The organism is Serratia sp. TSA_130.1 (genome assembly GCF_052691795.1).
Map to the genome: position 1 here is coordinate 409,115 of NZ_JBQZFS010000002.1, position 18,038 is coordinate 427,152.

The following is an 18,038-nucleotide window of genomic DNA, read 5'->3' on the forward strand; positions in this document are numbered from 1 at the left end:
CGGTTATTTCTGCTCAGCCTGGCTTACGGTGTCTTCGGCTTTCCAGATGCGGTATTTCACTTCCGCGTCTTTCGGCGCATACACCACGATCGGCAGGCGGCTGTTGTAGCGCTGCATCGCGGCGTCGCCCAGGTTGGCAGCGATGAATTTCTTGGTCTTGGTATTGTCCGGGCAGGCCATCATGGTCGAGGCCGGTTCAGACAGCTTCTCCAGCACCAGGTAGTCGTAACCCCAGCCGGACAGGGTTTTGGTCTCCAGCGTGCCGCCAATCATATGGCGGTTGCAGTCCACTTCCAGCGTCTTGCCGATCAGCAGTTCTACCTTGTAGTTCTCTTCGTGCTCTTGCTTCGGCAGGTAGATCACCTGGCGATTCATGCCCTTCTCGGCTTTCGGGTAAGGCGCGACTTTTTCCAGCGGCTGTTTGCTCATGTCTGCGTCATCGCCAGAGGTCGCCGCCATAGCGCCAGCGGAAACGGCCATCAGCAGGCCGGAAAATACAACGGATGCCTTGTTCATGTTTTATCCCTACACTTTGTCAAATAATCCGACTATAAACTAATACACTACCGCCAAGCCCGCCACAGGTTTAATCTTCTTTACAATAGGTGATAAATAGTGACAATCGCCTGATATAAACCGTTAAGCGGAGCAATTAGCCAGCACACCCTCGGGTTAAGACGAGAAAAACAAGCGATTACCTTCGCACAAGCGGGTGTATCAGATAGGGTTTTCTTGCCGGCGGACTAAGGTTTTCTTAAGACAGAATTATTACAGTGACGTCATTCAATCCTGTCACCGAGCCTGCGCGTGAATCCAGAATCGTCATTAAATCAATCCTCAACGACACCGCAAATTAAGACAACCGCCCTTTACTCCCTGTCGACATCCTTTTACCGTTGGCAGGTTTTTGGCCTGCTGATCAGCGGTCTGGCGTTTCTGTGGCTCTCCCGCAACGAACAGCTGGATTGGGCGATCAGCAACTATTGGTACGATGCCGCCAGCGGGCATTTCCCGTGGCAAAACAATTATTGGCTGGATCTGATCAATCACCGCCTGTTGAAGCAGATAGTGATCGTAGGGGCGGTGCTGACGCTGTTTTGGGGCATCTATCGCCGCAGCGCGCGCCTGATCGTGACCATGCTGCTGATTGGCATCGGCCCGCTGGTGGTGGGCATTCTCAAAGCCACCAGCGCGCACTCCTGCCCGTGGGATCTGATTGAGTACGGCGGCAAAGCGATGTCTTTCCCGCTATTCGGCGCGGTACCGGCGCTGCCGGGCCCCGGCCGCTGTTTCCCCGGCGGGCACGCCTCGAGCGGTTTCGCGGTGATGGCGTTGTTTTTCCTGTTTTATCCGCAGCGTCCGCGCCTCGCCTGGTGGTGTTGGTGCGGCGGCATCGCGCTTGGCATGGTGATGGGCTTTGGTCAGATCATGCGCGGCGCACATTTTCTTACCCATAACCTGTGGGCGGGTTGGTGGGTTTGGTTAAGCCAGTTGGCTATTTATTGGACGGTTAGCGGCTATTGGCGCCGCAAGACGAGGTAACGGTTATGGAACAGTTGAACCATTTTCTTTTCGCCTGGATCAATGCGACTCCGGCGTCTCCCGAATGGATGATCGATTTCGCCACCTTTTTGGCGCGCGATCTGATCATCATCGTGCCGCTGCTGATCGTCGGTCTTTGGCTGTGGGGGCCGCAAAGCCAGCTGGTTTCGCAACGCCAGGTGGTAGCGAAAACCACTATCGCGCTGCTGTTCGCCATGCTTGCCGCTTCCGCTATCGGCGCGCTGCTGCCGCATGAGCGCCCGTTCGTCGCCGGCGTTGGTTATACCTTCCTGCCACACGCGCCGGACAGCTCGTTCCCGAGCGATCACGGCACCGCCATCTTTACCTTCGCGCTGGCGTTCCTGTTCTGGCACCGCGTTTGGTCCGGCGTGCTGCTGATGATCGTCGCCGTCGGCATCGCCTGGTCACGCGTTTACCTCGGCGTGCACTGGCCGCTGGATATGGTCGGCGGTTTCCTGCTCGGCCTGGTGGGCTGCCTGTTCGCCCAACTGGTGTGGAATCTGTTCGGCGATGTCATCGCCGACAGGCTCTCGCGCCTGTATCGTTTCCTGTTCGCCTTCGCCATTCGCCGCGGTTGGGTGAAAGAGTAACCGCACAACATGGCAGGGGCGTTACCGCCCCTGCTTATTTCACACCACGCCGGTAGTCACGCAGAACGCCCGCGTTTTTCCCGCTCCCAGCATCACTCCCTCACCCTCTGGCGCATTCGGGCGGCAGTTTGCCGGCTGGATAAAGGAAAGCAACTGCCGGTTGCCCTGAACGGCGATGCGCCGGAGACCATAGTTGAATTGCCCGGTGGCGAAACGCGTTACATAGCGCCGGCCTTGCGGCGCCAGCATAAAGAATTCGGCTCGGTCCACGTAGCGCGACAGATCCTCGGAACACAGCAGTTCCTGCCCGAGCGCCTCCCCCAACAGCGCCGGCGTCGGCAAGTTTTGGCGGAATACCGCGTCGGGAATGCAATCGTAGTTGAGGCGGCACACATAGCGCAGCGGCTGCGGCCGATCGGCCAGATTGGTGACTTTCATCTCAATGGCGAACTGCGCGCTCTGCGCCGCCAAACGCAGCGCCGGGCCGATGCGCCATCCCTCGCCCAACCGCTCGCCTTCGCCCTGCAACGTCAGCTCGTCGCCCGCCAGCTGCAGCCACACGCGTTGCATCTGGAGCGATGCGCCGTCGTGACTCGGCCAGGCGGGGCAGAACGCGGCGACATCATCGCGCTTTCTTCCAGCGCCCCGCCCGCTGCGGCGGCCCGATTTCAATGAGTAACCGTCAAATTCAGCATCCCAAATCGCCAGGCCCTGATACGGCAAGACCGTCAATGCCCCGCGCCGATTCGCCAGCGTCAGCATTGGCCCGCGCTCTGCGCAGCGATGGGCGCTCACCGCGAAATCCGCATTGCGGAACAGCGCCTGCCGATGCGCCCCGAACGCGGCAGGAACCAGATCAATGTTGATTTTCATCGTTTTCCCTCGACATTTCGCCCGCGCAGGCCGCGAGCGGCCGCTGAAAATGTTATTTAAATAACAAATACACCTCCCCTAAGTTATACATATAACAGTGAGATAACTATGATCTCGTCGACATTTTTCAAATCCCGCTAGGTTTACCCGCATTGTAATGTTATTATTTTCACATTCTCTATCAACGCTCTTTTCTCAACTTCATTAAGGAACCGCGATGACCTCCGAAAACATCGATTACGCCCGCTATGTCGACCACACCCTGCTGGCCATGGACGCCACCGAAATGCAGATCGCCAAACTGTGCGAAGAAGCCCAGCAGCACAACTTCTATGCGGTGTGCGTCAACTCCGGCTACGTGCCGTTGGCAGCCCAGCTGCTGCAGGAAAGCACCGTGAAAGTCTGCTCGGTGATCGGTTTCCCGCTGGGTGCCGGCCTGACCGTCGCCAAAGCCTTTGAAGCCAAAGCGGCGATCGCCGCCGGCGCGCAAGAGATCGATATGGTGATCAACGTCGGCTGGCTGAAAAGCGGCCTGCTGGACGAAGTGAAAGCCGACATCGCCGCCGTGCGCGAGGTTTGCGCGGCGATCCCGTTGAAGGTAATATTGGAAACCTGCCTGCTCAGCGATGCGCAGATCGTCCAGGTTTGTGAAATGTGTCGCGAACTCGATGTCGCCTTCGTTAAAACCTCCACCGGCTTCAGCACCGGCGGCGCTCGGGAAGAGCACGTCAAACTGATGCGCGAGACGGTGGGCAGCGAAATGGGCGTGAAAGCTTCCGGCGCCGTGCGCGATCGCGCCACCGCCGAGAAGATGATCAAAGCCGGCGCCACGCGTATCGGCACCAGCTCCGGCGTTGCCATCGTATCCGGCGCGCAGGCGGCGGCTGGCAGCTACTGATCGTCGGCGCGCCTTGACGGGCGCAGCCAATACACTCCGATGCGGGACAATACGGGCGGCCGATGCGGCCCGATATTGCCCCGCATCGTTGTGTTTAGCGCCGGAAACGGCGGCACGCTTTTTTACCTCTACTACCTGTGGGAAGACGGATCTATGGAAACGCGGCGCGAAGAACGTATCAACCGGTTAGTTCAGGCGTTAAAACGCGCTGACAAGATCCACCTGAAAGAAGCCGCCGCGCTGCTGGGGGTCTCGGAGATGACCATTCGCCGCGATCTGAGCGCCGAGCCGGCGGCGGTGGTGCTGCTCGGCGGCTATGTGGTGACCGATCCGCGCAGCAACGGCGTGACCAACTACTTCGTTTCCGATCAAAAAGCCAAACAGGTCATGGAGAAACGGCGCATCGGCCTGCTGGCGGCGCCGTTGATCAATGAAAACGACACGGTGTTTTTCGACTGCGGGACCACCACCCCGACGATCATAGACGCCATTGCCGACGAACTGACCTTCACCGCCGTGTGCCATTCGCTGAACACCTTCCTGGCGCTGCAAGACAAACCGAATTGCAAGGTGATCCTGTGCGGCGGCGAGTTCAAACCGAACAACTACATCTTTTCCAGCGTCGGCGGCCGCAATGAGCTCGATCACATCTGCCCGAACATCGCCTTTATCTCCGCCGCCGGTCTCAGCCTGCGGCACGGCGCCACCTGCTTTAACTTCGACGAGCTGGAGATGAAGCATCGCGCAATGGCGATGGCGCAGCAAAAGATCCTGGTGGCGGATCACAGCAAGTTCGGCAAAATCAAGCCGGCCTGTATCGGCCCGCTGACGCAGTTCGATCGGGTGATCACCGATCGCCAGCCGGACGCCGACTTCATGGCGTTCTTCAACGATAACGCCATCGCTACCCGCTATTGATCCCCCTTCAGCGCCGTCGGAAGCGACGGCGCGCCGCTGAAATCTCTCTTTTCCCACAGCCCGAGATGAACAAATAATGCGCAATCGATACGCATTTTTCGCTTATCCTCACGCAACATCAGGTTAATAAAATGCAACAGGTCACCCGAGTGATTATTTTCTCTCTGGTCAAACCTGCTTTCAGCTGGATGAATTAACGACTATTTATGGCTTTTATATGATAAATCGCGCCAAAGACCGGGATGTTTAAATAAACGGCCGGTTAGGCTATTGCAGCAAATCTCGCCAATACCTGTTAGCTATCTGTTATTTATATGATGAATGGTTACGCATTTTTATCCGCTAACCACGTAAGTAATTTCCCTTCGTTACTAGCGGTGCTTTTCAATTAAAATCCTTTAAAAACAAATCAATACAGATCATTTGACTTAAAAATACAATGTGATCTACGTCACTAAAACTGCTTAATCCGGGTTTTTAGCTAGATCCAAAACCACGCATAAAATATATTGCTCGGCTTGCTGCTGAGCACAGCGCTTTATCCGGCTAATTATTGTACAAGCCGCATAATCGCAGAAATTTTTATGAGAGCGTTCTCAGCACAAAATCTTACACAAATGTGCAACAAATGCGCGAAAAATCGATAAAAAAGCAGATAACTGCACATATTACGCATTTGAGAGCAGGATCACGGTTGTTTCTACTGTAAATCGTTATCTTGCCGCCAACAAAAATCGACAGGCAAAGACCTGTCGGCAGCGGTAACGACTTTTATCACCCCGTGGCGGTGAAAAGTCTTTGGTGAATTACCCGGCGCTGTGCCTGTGGTAATGAACACAATAAACAACCAGGGGGACGCCAAAACATCCCCGCAAGCAACACCTGATTCTTACCGCAAGCGTTGCCTGAATAGGACGTTTGACGGTTTAACCTTAAGTTTTGCCTTTTAATTTTAAATTCGTGTTCACTTCGGAGATATTTATGGACACTACACAGACCGGCACAATTGCCTCTGCGGCTTCGGGTTCCAGCACTACCTGGCGTAAAACGGATACCATGTGGATGTTGGGCCTGTACGGCACCGCCATCGGCGCAGGCGTCCTGTTCTTGCCAATCAACGCCGGCATCGGCGGTTTGATTCCTTTGATCATCATGGCCATCATCGCTTTCCCGATGACCTTCTTTGCCCACCGCGGCCTGTGCCGTTTCGTTCTGTCCGGTAAAAATCCCGGTGAAGACATCACCGCCGTGGTAGAAGAGCACTTCGGCATCACCGCCGGTAAACTGATTACTCTGCTGTACTTCTTCGCCATCTACCCGATTCTGTTGGTTTACAGCGTGGCGATCACCAACACCGTCGACAGCTTCATTACCCACCAGTTGGGCATGACGTCGCCGCCGCGCGCCATCCTGTCGTTGATCCTGATCGTCGGCCTGATGACCATCGTGCGCTTCGGTGAGCAGGCCATCGTGAAAACCATGAGCATCCTGGTCTTCCCGTTCGTGGCGGTGCTGATGCTGCTGGCGGTATACCTGATCCCTAACTGGACCGGCGCCATCTTCGAAAACGTGTCGCTGTCCGGCAGCGGTACCGGCATGGGTCACGGCCTGATCATGACCCTGTGGCTGGCAATCCCGGTGATGGTGTTCTCCTTCAACCACTCGCCGATCATCTCCGCCTTCGCCGTCGCCAAACGCGAAGAGTACGGCGCAGACGCCGAGAAGAAATGCTCCCGCATTCTGGCTTATGCACACATCATGATGGTGCTGACCGTGATGTTCTTCGTGTTCAGCTGCGTGCTGAGCCTGACACCGGAAAACCTGGCGGAAGCCAAGGCGCAGAACATCTCGATTCTGTCTTACCTGGCCAACCACTTTAACAACCCGATGATCGAGTACATCGCGCCGGTTATCGCCTTCGTCGCCATCACCAAATCGTTCCTGGGCCACTACCTGGGCGCCCGTGAAGGCTTCAACGGCCTGGTCGCCAAGTCGATGAAGAGCCGCGGCAAAACCGTCAGCACCGCCAAGTTGAACCGCATGACCGCTATCTTCATGCTGGTGACCACCTGGATCGTCGCCACCCTGAACCCAAGCATCCTGGGCATGATCGAAACCCTGGGTGGCCCAATCATCGCCATGCTGCTGTTCCTGATGCCGATGTACGCCATCCGTAAAGTGCCTGCCATGCGCAAGTACAGCGGCCACATCAGCAACGTGTTCGTGGTTGTGATGGGTCTGATCGCCATCTCTGCCATCGTGTTCAGCCTGCTCGGCTAATCACGCCCGGCCGGCGCCGCTTGCGCGCCGGCCCTCCCGCACTCCCCCATTTCCCGTATTCACCGCCTGAAACCTGAAGAAGGAGGCGAGACCATGGTCAGCGTTTTCGATATTTTCAAAATCGGTATCGGCCCATCCAGCTCCCACACCGTTGGCCCGATGAAGGCCGGCAAACAGTTCGTCGACGAGCTGATCGCGCACCAGCAGTTGCAGGACACCACCCGCGTGGTGGTCGACGTCTACGGTTCGCTGTCATTGACCGGTAAAGGTCACCACACCGACATCGCCATCATCATGGGCCTGGCCGGCAACCTGCCGCACGATGTGGACATCGACAGCATTCCGGGCTTTATGCGCGACGTTGAGCAACGCGGCCGCCTGCCGCTGGCCAACGGCCACCACGAGGTGGATTTCCCGCTGCACGGCGGCATGAACTTCCACAGCGACAACCTGCCGCTGCATGAAAACGGCATGCGCATCCGCGCCTTCGCCGGTGAACGCCTGCTGCACAGCAAAACCTATTACTCGATCGGCGGCGGTTTTATCGTCGACGAAGAGCACTTCGGCCAGTCCGCCGAGGGCGCCACGCCGGTGCCCTATCCGTTCAAATCAGCGCACGATCTGCAGCAGCATTGCAAGGAAACCGGGCTGTCCTTGTCCGGCCTGGTGATGCAAAACGAGCTGGCGCTGCGCAGCAAGGCGGATATCGACGCGCATTTCGCCGATGTCTGGCAGGTGATGAGCGCCGGTATCGAGCGCGGCATCAACACCGAAGGGCTGCTGCCCGGCCCGATGAAAGTGCCGCGCCGCGCCGCCGCGCTGCGCCGCATTCTGGTGACCGGAGACAAGAACAATATCGATCCGATGAACGTGGTCGATTGGATCAACATGTTCGCGTTGGCGGTCAACGAAGAGAACGCGGCCGGCGGCCGCGTGGTCACCGCGCCGACCAACGGCGCGTGTGGCATCATCCCTGCGGTGCTGGCCTACTACGACAAGTTCATCCGCCCGGTGAACGCCAACTCCTACACCCGCTATTTCCTGGCGTCCGGCGTGATTGGCGCGCTGTACAAGATGAACGCCTCGATCTCCGGCGCCGAAGTGGGTTGCCAGGGGGAAGTGGGCGTGGCCTGTTCAATGGCGGCGGCCGGGTTGACCGAGCTGCTCGGCGGCAGCCCGGCGCAGGTGTGCATCGCGGCGGAGATCGCCATGGAGCACCATTTGGGGCTGACCTGCGATCCGCTCGCCGGCCAGGTTCAGGTGCCGTGCATCGAACGCAACGCCATTTCCGCCGTTAAGGCGGTCAACGCCGCACGCATGGCGATGCGCCGGACCAGCGAACCGCGGGTTTGTCTGGATAAGGTGATCGAAACCATGTACGAGACCGGCAAAGACATGAACGCCAAATACCGCGAAACCTCACAGGGCGGGCTGGCGATCAAGGTCGTGGCCTGCAACTGATCGCCACGGCGAGGCACTTAAGGCGCCGGCCGGTGTGACTTGGCCGGCGCCGTTTCAATAGCGATCCTTTCCTGCCGCAATGCCGGGCTGAATGCCCGCACGAAGCCCCACAGCCCCGGGACGAGCGCTGTGCCGCAGCCAGCCGTAAAGTTCGGCATTACGCCGGAATCCCATTTTGCGCATGACGCTCATCTTGTGATTGCTGACCGTCTTCACGCTAATATCCAGCATCCGGGCGATTTGCGTGACTCCCATCTCCCGCGTCATGCAGCGCATGATCTCTTGTTCGCGCAACGTCAAGCCCCGGTGTTGGCATGCGCAGTTCCTGCCACAGCTCAGTCGGCCCGACCATTTGCTGCGCCGCTCCAGCTCGGCGCTCACCTGATACAGCGCCGAAACCAACGGCATATCGTGGTAGATGACGCCGGCCTCCAGCGAGCAGCGGTTACCGACGGTGCGTTTATGCCGTCCCTCCGGCGTTCGCAACGAGAAATACAGCGTTTTACGCCCCACGGGCTGCGCCTCAGAGAGGTGACAAAAACAGCTTTGCACGCCGGGAGGAAAATAGCAGAACACCAGATCGGCTTCATGAGCCTGCCGCGCATCCACTAACAGCGTGCGCTTGCCGTAAGTGCTGAAGTGCAGCGCCAGAGCCTCTTGCCAACCGGCGCTGAAGTATCGATTCTCATCAAATAACGCGATTTTTATCATCGTGTTCATCCCTGCCCTCCCGCCGTGTCGGCTTCCCGTTTAACCGCCTGGACGCCCTTTGCCGGCGCCTGGCTGTTGTCGATGCGCAATTCATAAACCATGGTGGCGTTGGGCGGCACCTTCGGCGGGTAGCCGGTTTCACCGTAGGCCAGCGCCGGCGGCACGACCATCGTCAACGAGCCGTGGTTGTGCAGATGACTTATCGCCTCCCGGAACAGCGGCGGGTATTCGGACAGCGGTTGCGACAGCACCTTGCCGCTCAGATCCATATCCTGGATCACCGTGCCGTCGGTCAGCTTCTCTTTCACCACAACATCGACCACCGCCGTTGGCGCCAGCGCCCCCTCCCCGGCATAATCCACCCGATACCAGAAGCCCATCGCCGACTGCTTTACGCCCTTTTGTTGACTGAACTGCGTCAGGTAATCGTCATCGCGCCGCCGCTGCTGGTTAACGCGTTTCTCACGCGCGGCCACGGCGGCGGCATCCGCCTGCGCCGTCAACGTATTCAGTTCCTGCGGCGACAGCTGCAAACGTCCCGACACGCTGTCGATAACGCCCGCCAACAGGCTGTCGCGATCCACCGGCACGCCCCAGCTTTGACGCTCCGTCATCAACCCCTGAATATCCCGCCCCAGCGCACTGCCCGCCGCATAGGACAAACGCTTGCGTTCATCCTTCAACTGCTCCGGCGTCATCTCCCATTGCAGCCGCTTACGCAACGCCAGCAGGTCTTCGCGCGCCTGCTGAGTCGCCTTCTGCTCACCGGCCCGCTTCTGCTCGCTTTCTTCCAACGCGGCGCGCAGAGCGTGCAACGCCTCCTGGTGCTCGCGTTGGCGTTGTGCAAGCGTTTGTGCCGATGCCTGTGCGGCAGACTCAAGTTCGGTGACGCGCCGTTCGGCCTGCGCCGCCGTCGCTCTGCTTTTGGCGGTTTCCTGCGTCGCCTGACGCAACAGCGCCTCGGCGCGCTGCGCGTCGGGCGAACCGCGCCAGGCGGCGCCCAGCCCGGCGATCCACTGTTGAAGCGTTGACGAGTCCGGCAACGCCGCGACGGGTGGCGCCGCTTTCTCCGCCCGCAGCGCGGCGAGCTCCTGGCGCAGCGCCGTCAGCGCCATTCGCTGGCGCGCCAGCTGTTGATCGCGCGCCAATAACTCCTGGCTCAGCGTAAACGTTTTGGCCGGTGAGGTGGATTGGCTGTTGTCCGACAGGCGCTTCGCCGGCTCACGCTTTTTTTTCCCTGACTCACGGTCGTCCGGCGCCGTTTTTTCGGTCGCCGGACCGATATTCTGCCGTTGATACTGCTCGGCAAACTGCAGCAGCGCCGGCACGCCGTCGTCCGCTTGCGCGACGCCGGTGAACAGCAAAGCGACACAGCCCAGCAGACGCAGCCTCATTTAACCTGCTCCCCGCGATCCGCCAGCCCGGTCAACACCGCCTGATTCACCCCGGCGCACAGATAGTTGACCTTGTAGCGATATAGCGCATCCACCGTCTCCTGCGTGTCACCGTTTACCCGGGCGCGCAGGTTGGCGTACTGGGAAGCGCCGCTCATCAGGCTGTCGAACGCCTGTTTGTAGCGCTGATACTGTTTCTCGTTGATCGTGCGCAACGCGCCCAGTTGCTCCTGACACTGGCGCAGTTGCTCGGCCTCACGTTGCTTGCGCAACACCTCTTCTGACGGAGGTTGCGCAGCCTGATTTTGGGTGTTCACGGCAGGCTTGCCCGGCTTTTGGCTTTGGCAAGCGGCGGCGCTCAACGCCAACAGGCACAGCATCCCCATGCGCAGGGCGTGATTGACGTGCTTTCTCATCATTGCGTTTCTTGTCCTTGTAGGCGCTTATTCGTATTCCAACGTGAAGGTGGCCACCGCGCTGAAGGTGCCGCGGCCGATGGACTTCGTCTGGATGGCTTCCGGCTCTCCCTGCACATAGGCTTGCAGCGTGAGTGTGGTGTTGCCGGCGTTCAGACGGAATTTATCGCTGGCGCGATTGAGCGGCAGCGCCTTGCCGCTGCTGTCCTCCAGCCCGATGCCGATCCCCGACGCCAGGCTGCCGCCATCCAACGCCAACAGGCCGGGCAGTTTGGCGTTCTCAGAACCGGTAAACGTAATGGCCACCGTATTGCCCAGGCTGAGATCACACTCGGTCAGGTGCAACGCGAAGGTTTGGCTGTGGGTGCGGGTGTTCAGGTACAGGTATTTGTCGACGATGGTGCCGAAATCCAGTTGGATGTCCTCATCCCCCGGTTGTATGACACACGGCTCGGCCACCAGCGTACCGTGAAAGCGCATGTTTTCCGCCGCAGCCGCCGGCTGCGCCATCATGCCGGCCAGCATCACCATGCCGGCTCCCAGCAGCGCGCTTCGGCGCCGGTTCGTCTCTGTCGCGCGCATGACGCCACTCCCTTTGGTTATGCTTGCGCCTGCCAGGCGCAAGCGGCGTATTAGTCGTAATAAAGACGGAAATCGATCGCCGCGCGGTAAGCGCCGGCGCTCAGCGTCGCCGGAGTGCGCACCGGCGTCACCGTATACGTCAGGGTGTTTTGTCCCGGCGTCAGCAATACCGGTTTGTTGCGCGCGCCGAGGCGGACCGGCAGACCGCGGGCATCCGCCAACTGCAACCCCAAACCGGTGACGCCGGCGACCCTGACCAGACCCGGCGCGTCGTCATCCGTCAGCGCGGAAAATGCGACGGACACCGCAGGCTGGCTGCCGCTCCAGGCCAGAACCCCGGTCCAGGCGTCGCGGTTGCTCGCCGGCGCCCGCAGGCAGTCTTTCAGCGTCAGCTCGAAGGCGACCGGCGTGCCGCGATCGCCCGGGCTCTGGAAGTGCGCCGTTCCCGTCTCGCCCAGCCATACCTCCTGGCGGGCGGTGGTCATTTCCAGGCTGCAGGCGCTTTCCGTTAACGCGCCGTAGACGTGGAGCGTGCCGTTCGCCCCCTCAACGTCCCAGTTATCCACCGCGCGGGCCGGCGGCATCAGCATCAACATCGTGCCCACCGTCAGCGGCACCATCAGCGCGGCCAACACCGTCAGGCCAATAGTGTGTCGCTGATGACGTTCATAGGCCTTTCCCAACAGCATGGGGTTCTTTCGTTGCATGATTCGTTCACTCCGCTGTGTTCATGACTTGGTCTTCCCTGCTTGCGCGCGGCGCGTCATTTGGCGACCGGCACGACCTGGCAGGCATTGCCGGCGCAGCGGAAGTTCAACTGCGGCCGACCACCGTAATCGTTGATGTACGCCAGCGACGGGCCGCTGCCGAGGCTCGCGGCTGAGACGTTCAGCGAGGCGCTGGCCTTCGGTGCCACCATCAACGGTTCAAAGCCGGCGGCCCCTTTCCCGCCCTTGCCGGCGCTCGCCTCAACGATCGTCACGTAATACGGGGTCGGGTTGTTCACCACGTACTTGTCGCCCTGCCGGGTCAGCGTCAGCTGCTCCTGCCACGGTGCGGCGTTCTTTTTCGGGGCGAGCGCCGCCGGGCGATAAAACATTTTGATGCGCGTCTGCAACGCTATCTGCAGCGTGTTCGGCTTATTGCTGCGCGGCGGGATCTCGCGCAGGTTGAAGTAATACAGCGTCTCCCTGTCCTGCGGCAGCTGACGCGCCGCCGGCAGCGACTGGATCTTCACCTGGCTCGGTTTGCCCGGCTCCACCCGCTGCACCGGCGGCAGCACGGTGAAAGGGCTTTGGATCTTGTTGCCGCGCTCGTCTTCAATCCACCCCTGGGCCAGATAGGGCAATTGCTTATTCTGATTGCTGATGTTGAGGCTGACCGTTTTCTGGTCGCCGTCGAAAATCACGCGCGTGCGATCCAGCGCGATAGCCGCATGGGCGGGCAGGCCGATCGCGCCGATCGTCAACGCGGCGGCGAGCGAGCTCAAAAGGGAAACGGTCTTTCTGGTCATAGTCAGATTCATCATGTCTTCACGGTTCCAGTCAGCCGAAGGCGGGCGATTCCGCCCCGGCGGTTTAGCGGCGAAGCACGCTCCGCCGGGGGTATCAGTTGGCGTTCTCCGCCGGCTTGTTACCGGTGAGAGGACGGCAAGGCAGCAGCAACGTGTTCATCAGCATTTCGGCCGGCAACGGCGCCGGCAGCTGGATTTCACACTGCGCCGCGCCGTTCCAGTGCACGCTCATGCGCTCGCCGGGGTTGAGGCCGGACAGGTAAACGCTGCCGCCGTCATTGATGATGCCGGTCTCCTGTTTGCGGGCATTCAGCACCGTGGCGCCAAACGGCGGCTCACTGCCGTCCGCCAGCTTGACGATCGCCATCGCCTTCTCGCCGGCAATCACCTCGAACTTGCGGTAGCCGATGGCGCCCTCGGTCAACGTGGCCTGCACCACGGAACGCGTCGCCTCGACGTTGTCGCCCAGGCTGTTGAGATCGATGCTGGCCTTGTTGCGGTAGTAGCTGTTCACATCCGCCACCACCGCCTTGCCGTAACGGTTGGTCAGCACCGTACTGCCGTAGCCACGCACCGGCACGCCGGCGACGCCTTCGGTATCGAGCAGCAAGCGCGTGCCGCCCGGCGTATTGACGCGATGCAGCACCGCCCCTTCCGCCGCCATCGTCAGGCCGCCCTGCGCGCCAATGCCGACGGCGCTATAGCGGCCGGCCTGGTAGCTGGCGTTGGCGTTGATCTGCGCCATATCGCCCTGATGGCTGTAATACCCGCTGGCGGTCGCCCCACTGCGCGCGGCACCCGCGCTGATCTGATAGTTGTTGTGTTCATCGACCCGGTTGTAGTAACCGACCCGATGGGCGTTCTCTTCGCGATCGAGCGTCATGTTGTAACTGAGCGTCCCGGCGCTGCCCCAGGGCAGCGACAGCGACAGGTACATCCCGTCGTCGTTGCGCTCGTTGTAACGGTTGCGATAGGCCGACAGCGATACGCTGACGTTCTTGAAATCGCCGATATCGAAGTAGCGCGATACCATCAGGTTGTAACGATCGTTCGGCGCCCGATCCCAATAGGTTTGGTGGCTGTAGTTGAGATAGGTGCTGAGCCCCAGATCGCGGAACTGTTTGTTGAAGGTGATGGTGTACATCTCCTTGCTCTTGCCGCTGCGTCCCCCTTCGTAACGCGCATCGAGGTAGTCCCCCATGCTCATGAAGTCCTCCTGGGAGAAGCGGTAACCGGCGAAGGTGACCTGGCTGTCGTATTCATCGAAGTTCTTCGAATAGCTCAACCGATACGAACCGCCGGTAAGCGTGCCCTCCTGCGGCAAACGCGCGCGCGACTGCGTGGCGTCGAACGACAGCGCCCCCAGCGCCATCAGATCGCGCCCGATCCCCAGCGACAGCGCGTTGTAATCGCCGCCGGCGATGCCACCGCCGTACAGCGACCAGCCGTTGCTGATGCCCCAGGAGAACTCGCCGGTGCCGAACATCGGCCCGCGCAGGTGATGCCCCCACTCCGACGGTTTGCCCGTCGCCAGCTTGTAACGCACCGTGCCCGGGCGCGTCAGGTAAGGAATGTTGGCGGTGTTCATCTTGAACTCCTGCACACTGCCGTCCTGCTCTTCGACGCGCACGTCCAGCTCGCCGGAAACGGCGTCGTTGATGTCCTGAATGCGGAACGGCCCCGCCGCCACTTGCGTTTCATACAGCACGCGCCCTTGCTGGCTGACCACCACCTTGGCGTTGGTTTTCGCCACGCCGGTCACTTCCGGCGCATAGCCGCGCAGGTTGGGCGGCAACATGCTGTCGTCGGATCGCAGACTGACGCCGGTAAAGCGCAGGCTGTCGAAAATGTCGGAGTTCAGGTAATCCTCCCCCATCGTCAGCCGCGAACGCAGCGCCGGGATCGCCCGATAGGCGTAATAGCGGCTCCAGTCGAACTGTTTGTCAGTCGGCTGAGAAGATCCGGTCTGGTGGTTGAGGTTGGCCTGCCAGTCGGCGCGCAGGCGCCAGGCGCCCAGGTTGGCGCCGCCGGTGCCGTTGCCGCTCAGGCTGTAGCTGCTGCCGCCTTTCTGGTGCTTTTGCGTTTGGGCGTTGACGTTATAGTCAAACAGCAGCCCGGGAATACCGTCATCCCAGCGCGAAGGCGGATCCCAGTTTTCCGAGCTGTACTCCAGATAGGCCTGTGGGATGTTGAGATACAGCGCGGAACTGGCGAGATCGCCGCGCGCTTCCATCCCCGCCAGACTGGAGGCGTCAAGACAGCGGCCGCCGTGTGTCCAGTTCAGCGTGCTTAACAGCTTTTCTTTCAGCCCCAGTTGGTTGACCAATGCCGGTGAAAGACAGGCTTCACTGCCTTTAGGATCGTTCTCAGGCGCCAAAAACGTCACCGGCTGTTCCGGCAGGTCGTTCTTATTGACGTGCACCACCATGGTATAAACGCCCGGCATGATGTAGCCGCTGCGCGTAAATTGGCTCAGATCGATATTTTTACGATCGTTGATGTCTAATACGTCAGTATTGAATTGAATAACGTCGGCGGCATAGACCAACGCGATCGGATTTCCCAGAGAAAGGGCAACACAGAGCCCCAAAGCTTGAAGACGAAATAACTTCCCTGCCGGTGAAAGCATAATAAAAGTCCTTTCAATAACGAATTAACCGTCAGTACGAGAAAAAATCAAAAATAATCCAGCTTAAAACGCACTGTGGAAAAATACGCTCCCGCCTTCAACGGCTGATGATTCGGCATCAACGTCATGGAATAATTCAGCACTCTATTTCCCGGTATTATTCCTTCCATCGGTAAGGGTTTCCCTGGAATAACCGGCGTGCCGTTGCTGTCTTTTATCTTCAATGCGACGCCGCGCGCCTCGCCCTGTACGCCAAACAGAGCGCCTTCCGCATAACCATCAAACGTGACCTGAAAGAATTTCCAATCAGGTTTATTTTCCGGCCGTTCCAAAATGCAGTTGACCAATTCAATACTGAAAGGTTTGGTCATCCCCTGGCCGTCACGAATGATCTGCCCGAGAGGAAGAGTGTCCATATCGATCGTCTGATCGCGGCTGCCGGCGGCAATGGCGCAGGCGGTGTCGATAATGGCGCCGTGCATACTGACCTTGCCCCACCCCTGCGCGGCGGAAGTTGCATAGCCGGGCGCAAACGCCAACGACGCCAAAAGAACGGCACCCGCTCGATTCCTTGGTAAAAACATCGCGACATTCCTTTGACAGGGAGATTCACCAGGCATGCGGCGAACCCCATGCCTGGTTGATTAAGCCTTCGGACTCACTTACTGATAAGCCAGGGTGAAATCGGCTACGGCGGTGAAGTCGCCCGGAACGATGGCGGCGGAAGCGCCTTCGCCCTGCAGGTAGGCGGCGAAATGCAGGGTGTTGTTGCCGGTGTTCAGAGTCTGCGCGGTAGTCGCTTCACCCAGTTTGATCGGCTGACCATTGTAAGAGATGGCTACGCCGGCGCCGCTGGCGGTGCCCGCGATGCCCAGCAGATCCTTATCGGTAGACGATGCTACGCCGCTGAAGGTTGTTTTAACGGTTTTCAGGGTGGTGATGTCGCACTGCTCCAGCTTGATTTCAAACGGACGCGGGTTGGATTTGCCGCCGTTTTTCAACGCCACGTTGGACACCTGGCCCAGATCAACGGTCTGATCGATCGACTCAGGCGCAATAGAGCATGGCGCATCAATAATAGAGCCCGTGAAGGTGACCTTACCGTGTCCCTGATCGGCTGCCTGTGCAAAAGAACTTGCGCCAAATGCAATCACTGCAGCCATCATGATTTTGTTAAGTTTCATAGAACCTATATTCCTTATAAGAAAAAATGCATATTCCAATCAAGAAAAAGAGCAACAGGAAACCTGCTCGCGCTTATATGTGCGCAGCCCTGATTCTTTAGCATCTTGCTAGTTGGTTAACTGCCAAAACCCAAAGGCACCGACAATAAAAAGTCGATAACGGTAAGTCTGCAGCGGCCCACCCATTAATGAATTCGTCCTATAAAAATAAACGAAATCACAACGAGCAGGAGCCAATACTTTCTAATCCGCCCTTCTTGTCCGGCGATGAATATTCTGGCAAATGCCTCTCAGCAAAAAAAGGCTTTTTTTGATCAAGGCGAACATTCGCAATTTATTTCCTAATTAAAGTTAATTTACTGTTATTTTTAGGCTCATAGATCGTAAAAAATACTTTTATAGAGCAATATCCTGTTTTTGCGAGATTCACAAGTAATCAGATCGCAAAGTGGCACTTTGTGAATATAATAAACCAAAATTTTAGGTTTCTGCGTGACACCCCCCTGCCTGAACATAGGTAAAAACGGGGCGGGCAACGCCTTTTTTTTCAATCCTGATAAATAGATAGGAATTTTCTTTGTTCGCGTTTTACCTCGTTGTTGGTAGACGGCGAATGTTTGTTTTTTCTTAGGAATACGGCAATCGGAATACAGAGGAAGTGCTATGGAAGCGTTATCTCCGAAACAAAAGGAAATACGGCAATTGCAGCACGATCTGCTGCAAACATTATTCGCGCAATCGCCCCGTCAATGTCCCGTCGCCGGGCCGCCGCCACAGCAGCAGTGGCTCTCGACACGGCAACTGGCCAATGCCGTCAACGTCGGTGTTTACCGGGCTCGACGGCTGTTATTGGATCTTGTCGCCCGACAAGAAGTGATTGTGACGGACGGCTCCATCAACAACTCGTTGAGGTGGTATCCCACCGCGTTGCTGGGCGGTGGCGATAACAACGGCATACCCAACAAAGATGCATCTCACTCTCCTTTAACGGAATAAATATGGCCAGCCGGCCTGATTGGCAATATT

The 18,038-nt window shown here is 58.6% G+C and carries 18 protein-coding genes; 7 read left to right on the top strand and 11 right to left on the bottom strand.

Going from position 1 to position 18,038, the window contains the following annotated elements:
* Window positions 1-3: 3 nt before the first annotated feature.
* Window positions 4-516, bottom strand: coding sequence for a serine protease inhibitor ecotin (gene eco / locus ACUTQY_RS08665; protein ID WP_033642514.1), 513 nt, complete (start codon window positions 514-516; stop codon window positions 4-6).
* A 291-nt stretch (window positions 517-807) separates the two neighbouring features.
* On the opposite strand from eco, the gene ACUTQY_RS08670 reads away from it, so the two are divergent.
* Window positions 808-1,542, top strand: coding sequence for a phosphatase PAP2 family protein (locus ACUTQY_RS08670; protein WP_033642513.1), 735 nt, complete (start codon window positions 808-810; stop codon window positions 1,540-1,542).
* A gap of 5 nt (window positions 1,543-1,547) precedes the next feature.
* Window positions 1,548-2,153 carry an undecaprenyl-diphosphate phosphatase gene (gene ybjG / locus ACUTQY_RS08675; protein ID WP_033642512.1) on the top strand — a complete coding sequence of 202 codons (606 nt, stop codon included), beginning with the start codon at window positions 1,548-1,550 and terminating at the stop codon, window positions 2,151-2,153.
* 39 nt (window positions 2,154-2,192) lie between these two features.
* Here ybjG and ACUTQY_RS08680 read toward each other — a convergent pair whose 3' ends face one another.
* The gene (locus tag ACUTQY_RS08680) at window positions 2,193-3,026 is read right to left on the bottom strand and encodes a hypothetical protein (RefSeq protein WP_033642511.1); all 834 of its coding nucleotides are present in this window, start codon (window positions 3,024-3,026) and stop codon (window positions 2,193-2,195) included.
* Window positions 3,027-3,243: 217 nt separating this feature from the next.
* On the opposite strand from ACUTQY_RS08680, the gene deoC reads away from it, so the two are divergent.
* The 4 genes from deoC (at window position 3,244) to ACUTQY_RS08700 (ending at window position 8,583) form a co-directional block, all read left to right on the top strand.
* Window positions 3,244-3,924, top strand: coding sequence for a deoxyribose-phosphate aldolase (deoC, locus tag ACUTQY_RS08685; protein ID WP_033642510.1), 681 nt, complete (start codon window positions 3,244-3,246; stop codon window positions 3,922-3,924).
* Between the two features lie 153 nt (window positions 3,925-4,077).
* Window positions 4,078-4,842 carry a DNA-binding transcriptional repressor DeoR gene (gene deoR, locus ACUTQY_RS08690; RefSeq protein ID WP_033642509.1) on the top strand — a complete coding sequence of 255 codons (765 nt, stop codon included), beginning with the start codon at window positions 4,078-4,080 and terminating at the stop codon, window positions 4,840-4,842.
* Window positions 4,843-5,823: 981 nt separating this feature from the next.
* Window positions 5,824-7,122 (top strand): HAAAP family serine/threonine permease, encoded by a 1,299-nt coding sequence (locus ACUTQY_RS08695; RefSeq protein WP_033650641.1) that lies wholly within the window; start codon window positions 5,824-5,826, stop codon window positions 7,120-7,122.
* Between the two features lie 93 nt (window positions 7,123-7,215).
* Window positions 7,216-8,583 (top strand): L-serine ammonia-lyase, encoded by a 1,368-nt coding sequence (locus ACUTQY_RS08700; protein ID WP_046686748.1) that lies wholly within the window; start codon window positions 7,216-7,218, stop codon window positions 8,581-8,583.
* Window positions 8,584-8,637: 54 nt separating this feature from the next.
* On the opposite strand, the gene ACUTQY_RS08705 is transcribed toward ACUTQY_RS08700, so the two are convergent.
* The 9 genes from ACUTQY_RS08705 to ACUTQY_RS08745 form a co-directional block, all read right to left on the bottom strand.
* Window positions 8,638-9,303 carry a response regulator transcription factor gene (locus ACUTQY_RS08705; RefSeq protein WP_033642506.1) on the bottom strand — a complete coding sequence of 222 codons (666 nt, stop codon included), beginning with the start codon at window positions 9,301-9,303 and terminating at the stop codon, window positions 8,638-8,640.
* The gene (locus ACUTQY_RS08710; protein WP_046686747.1) at window positions 9,300-10,688 is read right to left on the bottom strand and encodes an FKBP-type peptidyl-prolyl cis-trans isomerase N-terminal domain-containing protein; all 1,389 of its coding nucleotides are present in this window, start codon (window positions 10,686-10,688) and stop codon (window positions 9,300-9,302) included. The genes ACUTQY_RS08705 and ACUTQY_RS08710 overlap by 4 nt, the downstream gene beginning before the upstream one ends.
* On the bottom strand, window positions 10,685-11,107 hold the full coding sequence (locus tag ACUTQY_RS08715) for a hypothetical protein (RefSeq protein ID WP_046686746.1): 423 nt from the start codon (window positions 11,105-11,107) through the stop codon (window positions 10,685-10,687). The genes ACUTQY_RS08710 and ACUTQY_RS08715 overlap by 4 nt, the downstream gene beginning before the upstream one ends.
* 24 nt (window positions 11,108-11,131) lie before the next feature.
* Window positions 11,132-11,686, bottom strand: a complete 555-nt coding sequence (locus ACUTQY_RS08720; protein WP_046686745.1) for a fimbrial protein — start codon at window positions 11,684-11,686, stop codon at window positions 11,132-11,134.
* 50 nt (window positions 11,687-11,736) lie between these two features.
* The gene (locus tag ACUTQY_RS08725) at window positions 11,737-12,375 is read right to left on the bottom strand and encodes a fimbrial protein (protein WP_046686744.1); all 639 of its coding nucleotides are present in this window, start codon (window positions 12,373-12,375) and stop codon (window positions 11,737-11,739) included.
* A 74-nt stretch (window positions 12,376-12,449) separates the two neighbouring features.
* A complete protein-coding gene (locus ACUTQY_RS08730; protein ID WP_103681969.1) occupies window positions 12,450-13,214 on the bottom strand; it encodes a fimbria/pilus periplasmic chaperone in 765 nt (254 codons plus the stop codon).
* A gap of 79 nt (window positions 13,215-13,293) precedes the next feature.
* On the bottom strand, window positions 13,294-15,828 hold the full coding sequence (locus ACUTQY_RS08735) for an outer membrane usher protein (protein ID WP_074446877.1): 2,535 nt from the start codon (window positions 15,826-15,828) through the stop codon (window positions 13,294-13,296).
* Between the two features lie 47 nt (window positions 15,829-15,875).
* Window positions 15,876-16,412 (bottom strand): fimbrial protein, encoded by a 537-nt coding sequence (locus tag ACUTQY_RS08740; protein WP_033642500.1) that lies wholly within the window; start codon window positions 16,410-16,412, stop codon window positions 15,876-15,878.
* Window positions 16,413-16,490: 78 nt separating this feature from the next.
* Window positions 16,491-17,012, bottom strand: a complete 522-nt coding sequence (locus tag ACUTQY_RS08745; RefSeq protein ID WP_025302212.1) for a fimbrial protein — start codon at window positions 17,010-17,012, stop codon at window positions 16,491-16,493.
* Window positions 17,013-17,675: 663 nt separating this feature from the next.
* Here ACUTQY_RS08745 and ACUTQY_RS08750 point away from each other — a divergent pair.
* Window positions 17,676-18,008: a hypothetical protein gene (locus ACUTQY_RS08750; protein WP_046686743.1), complete on the top strand. Its 333-nt coding sequence runs from the start codon at window positions 17,676-17,678 to the stop codon at window positions 18,006-18,008.
* The last annotated feature ends 30 nt before the right edge of the window (window positions 18,009-18,038 follow it).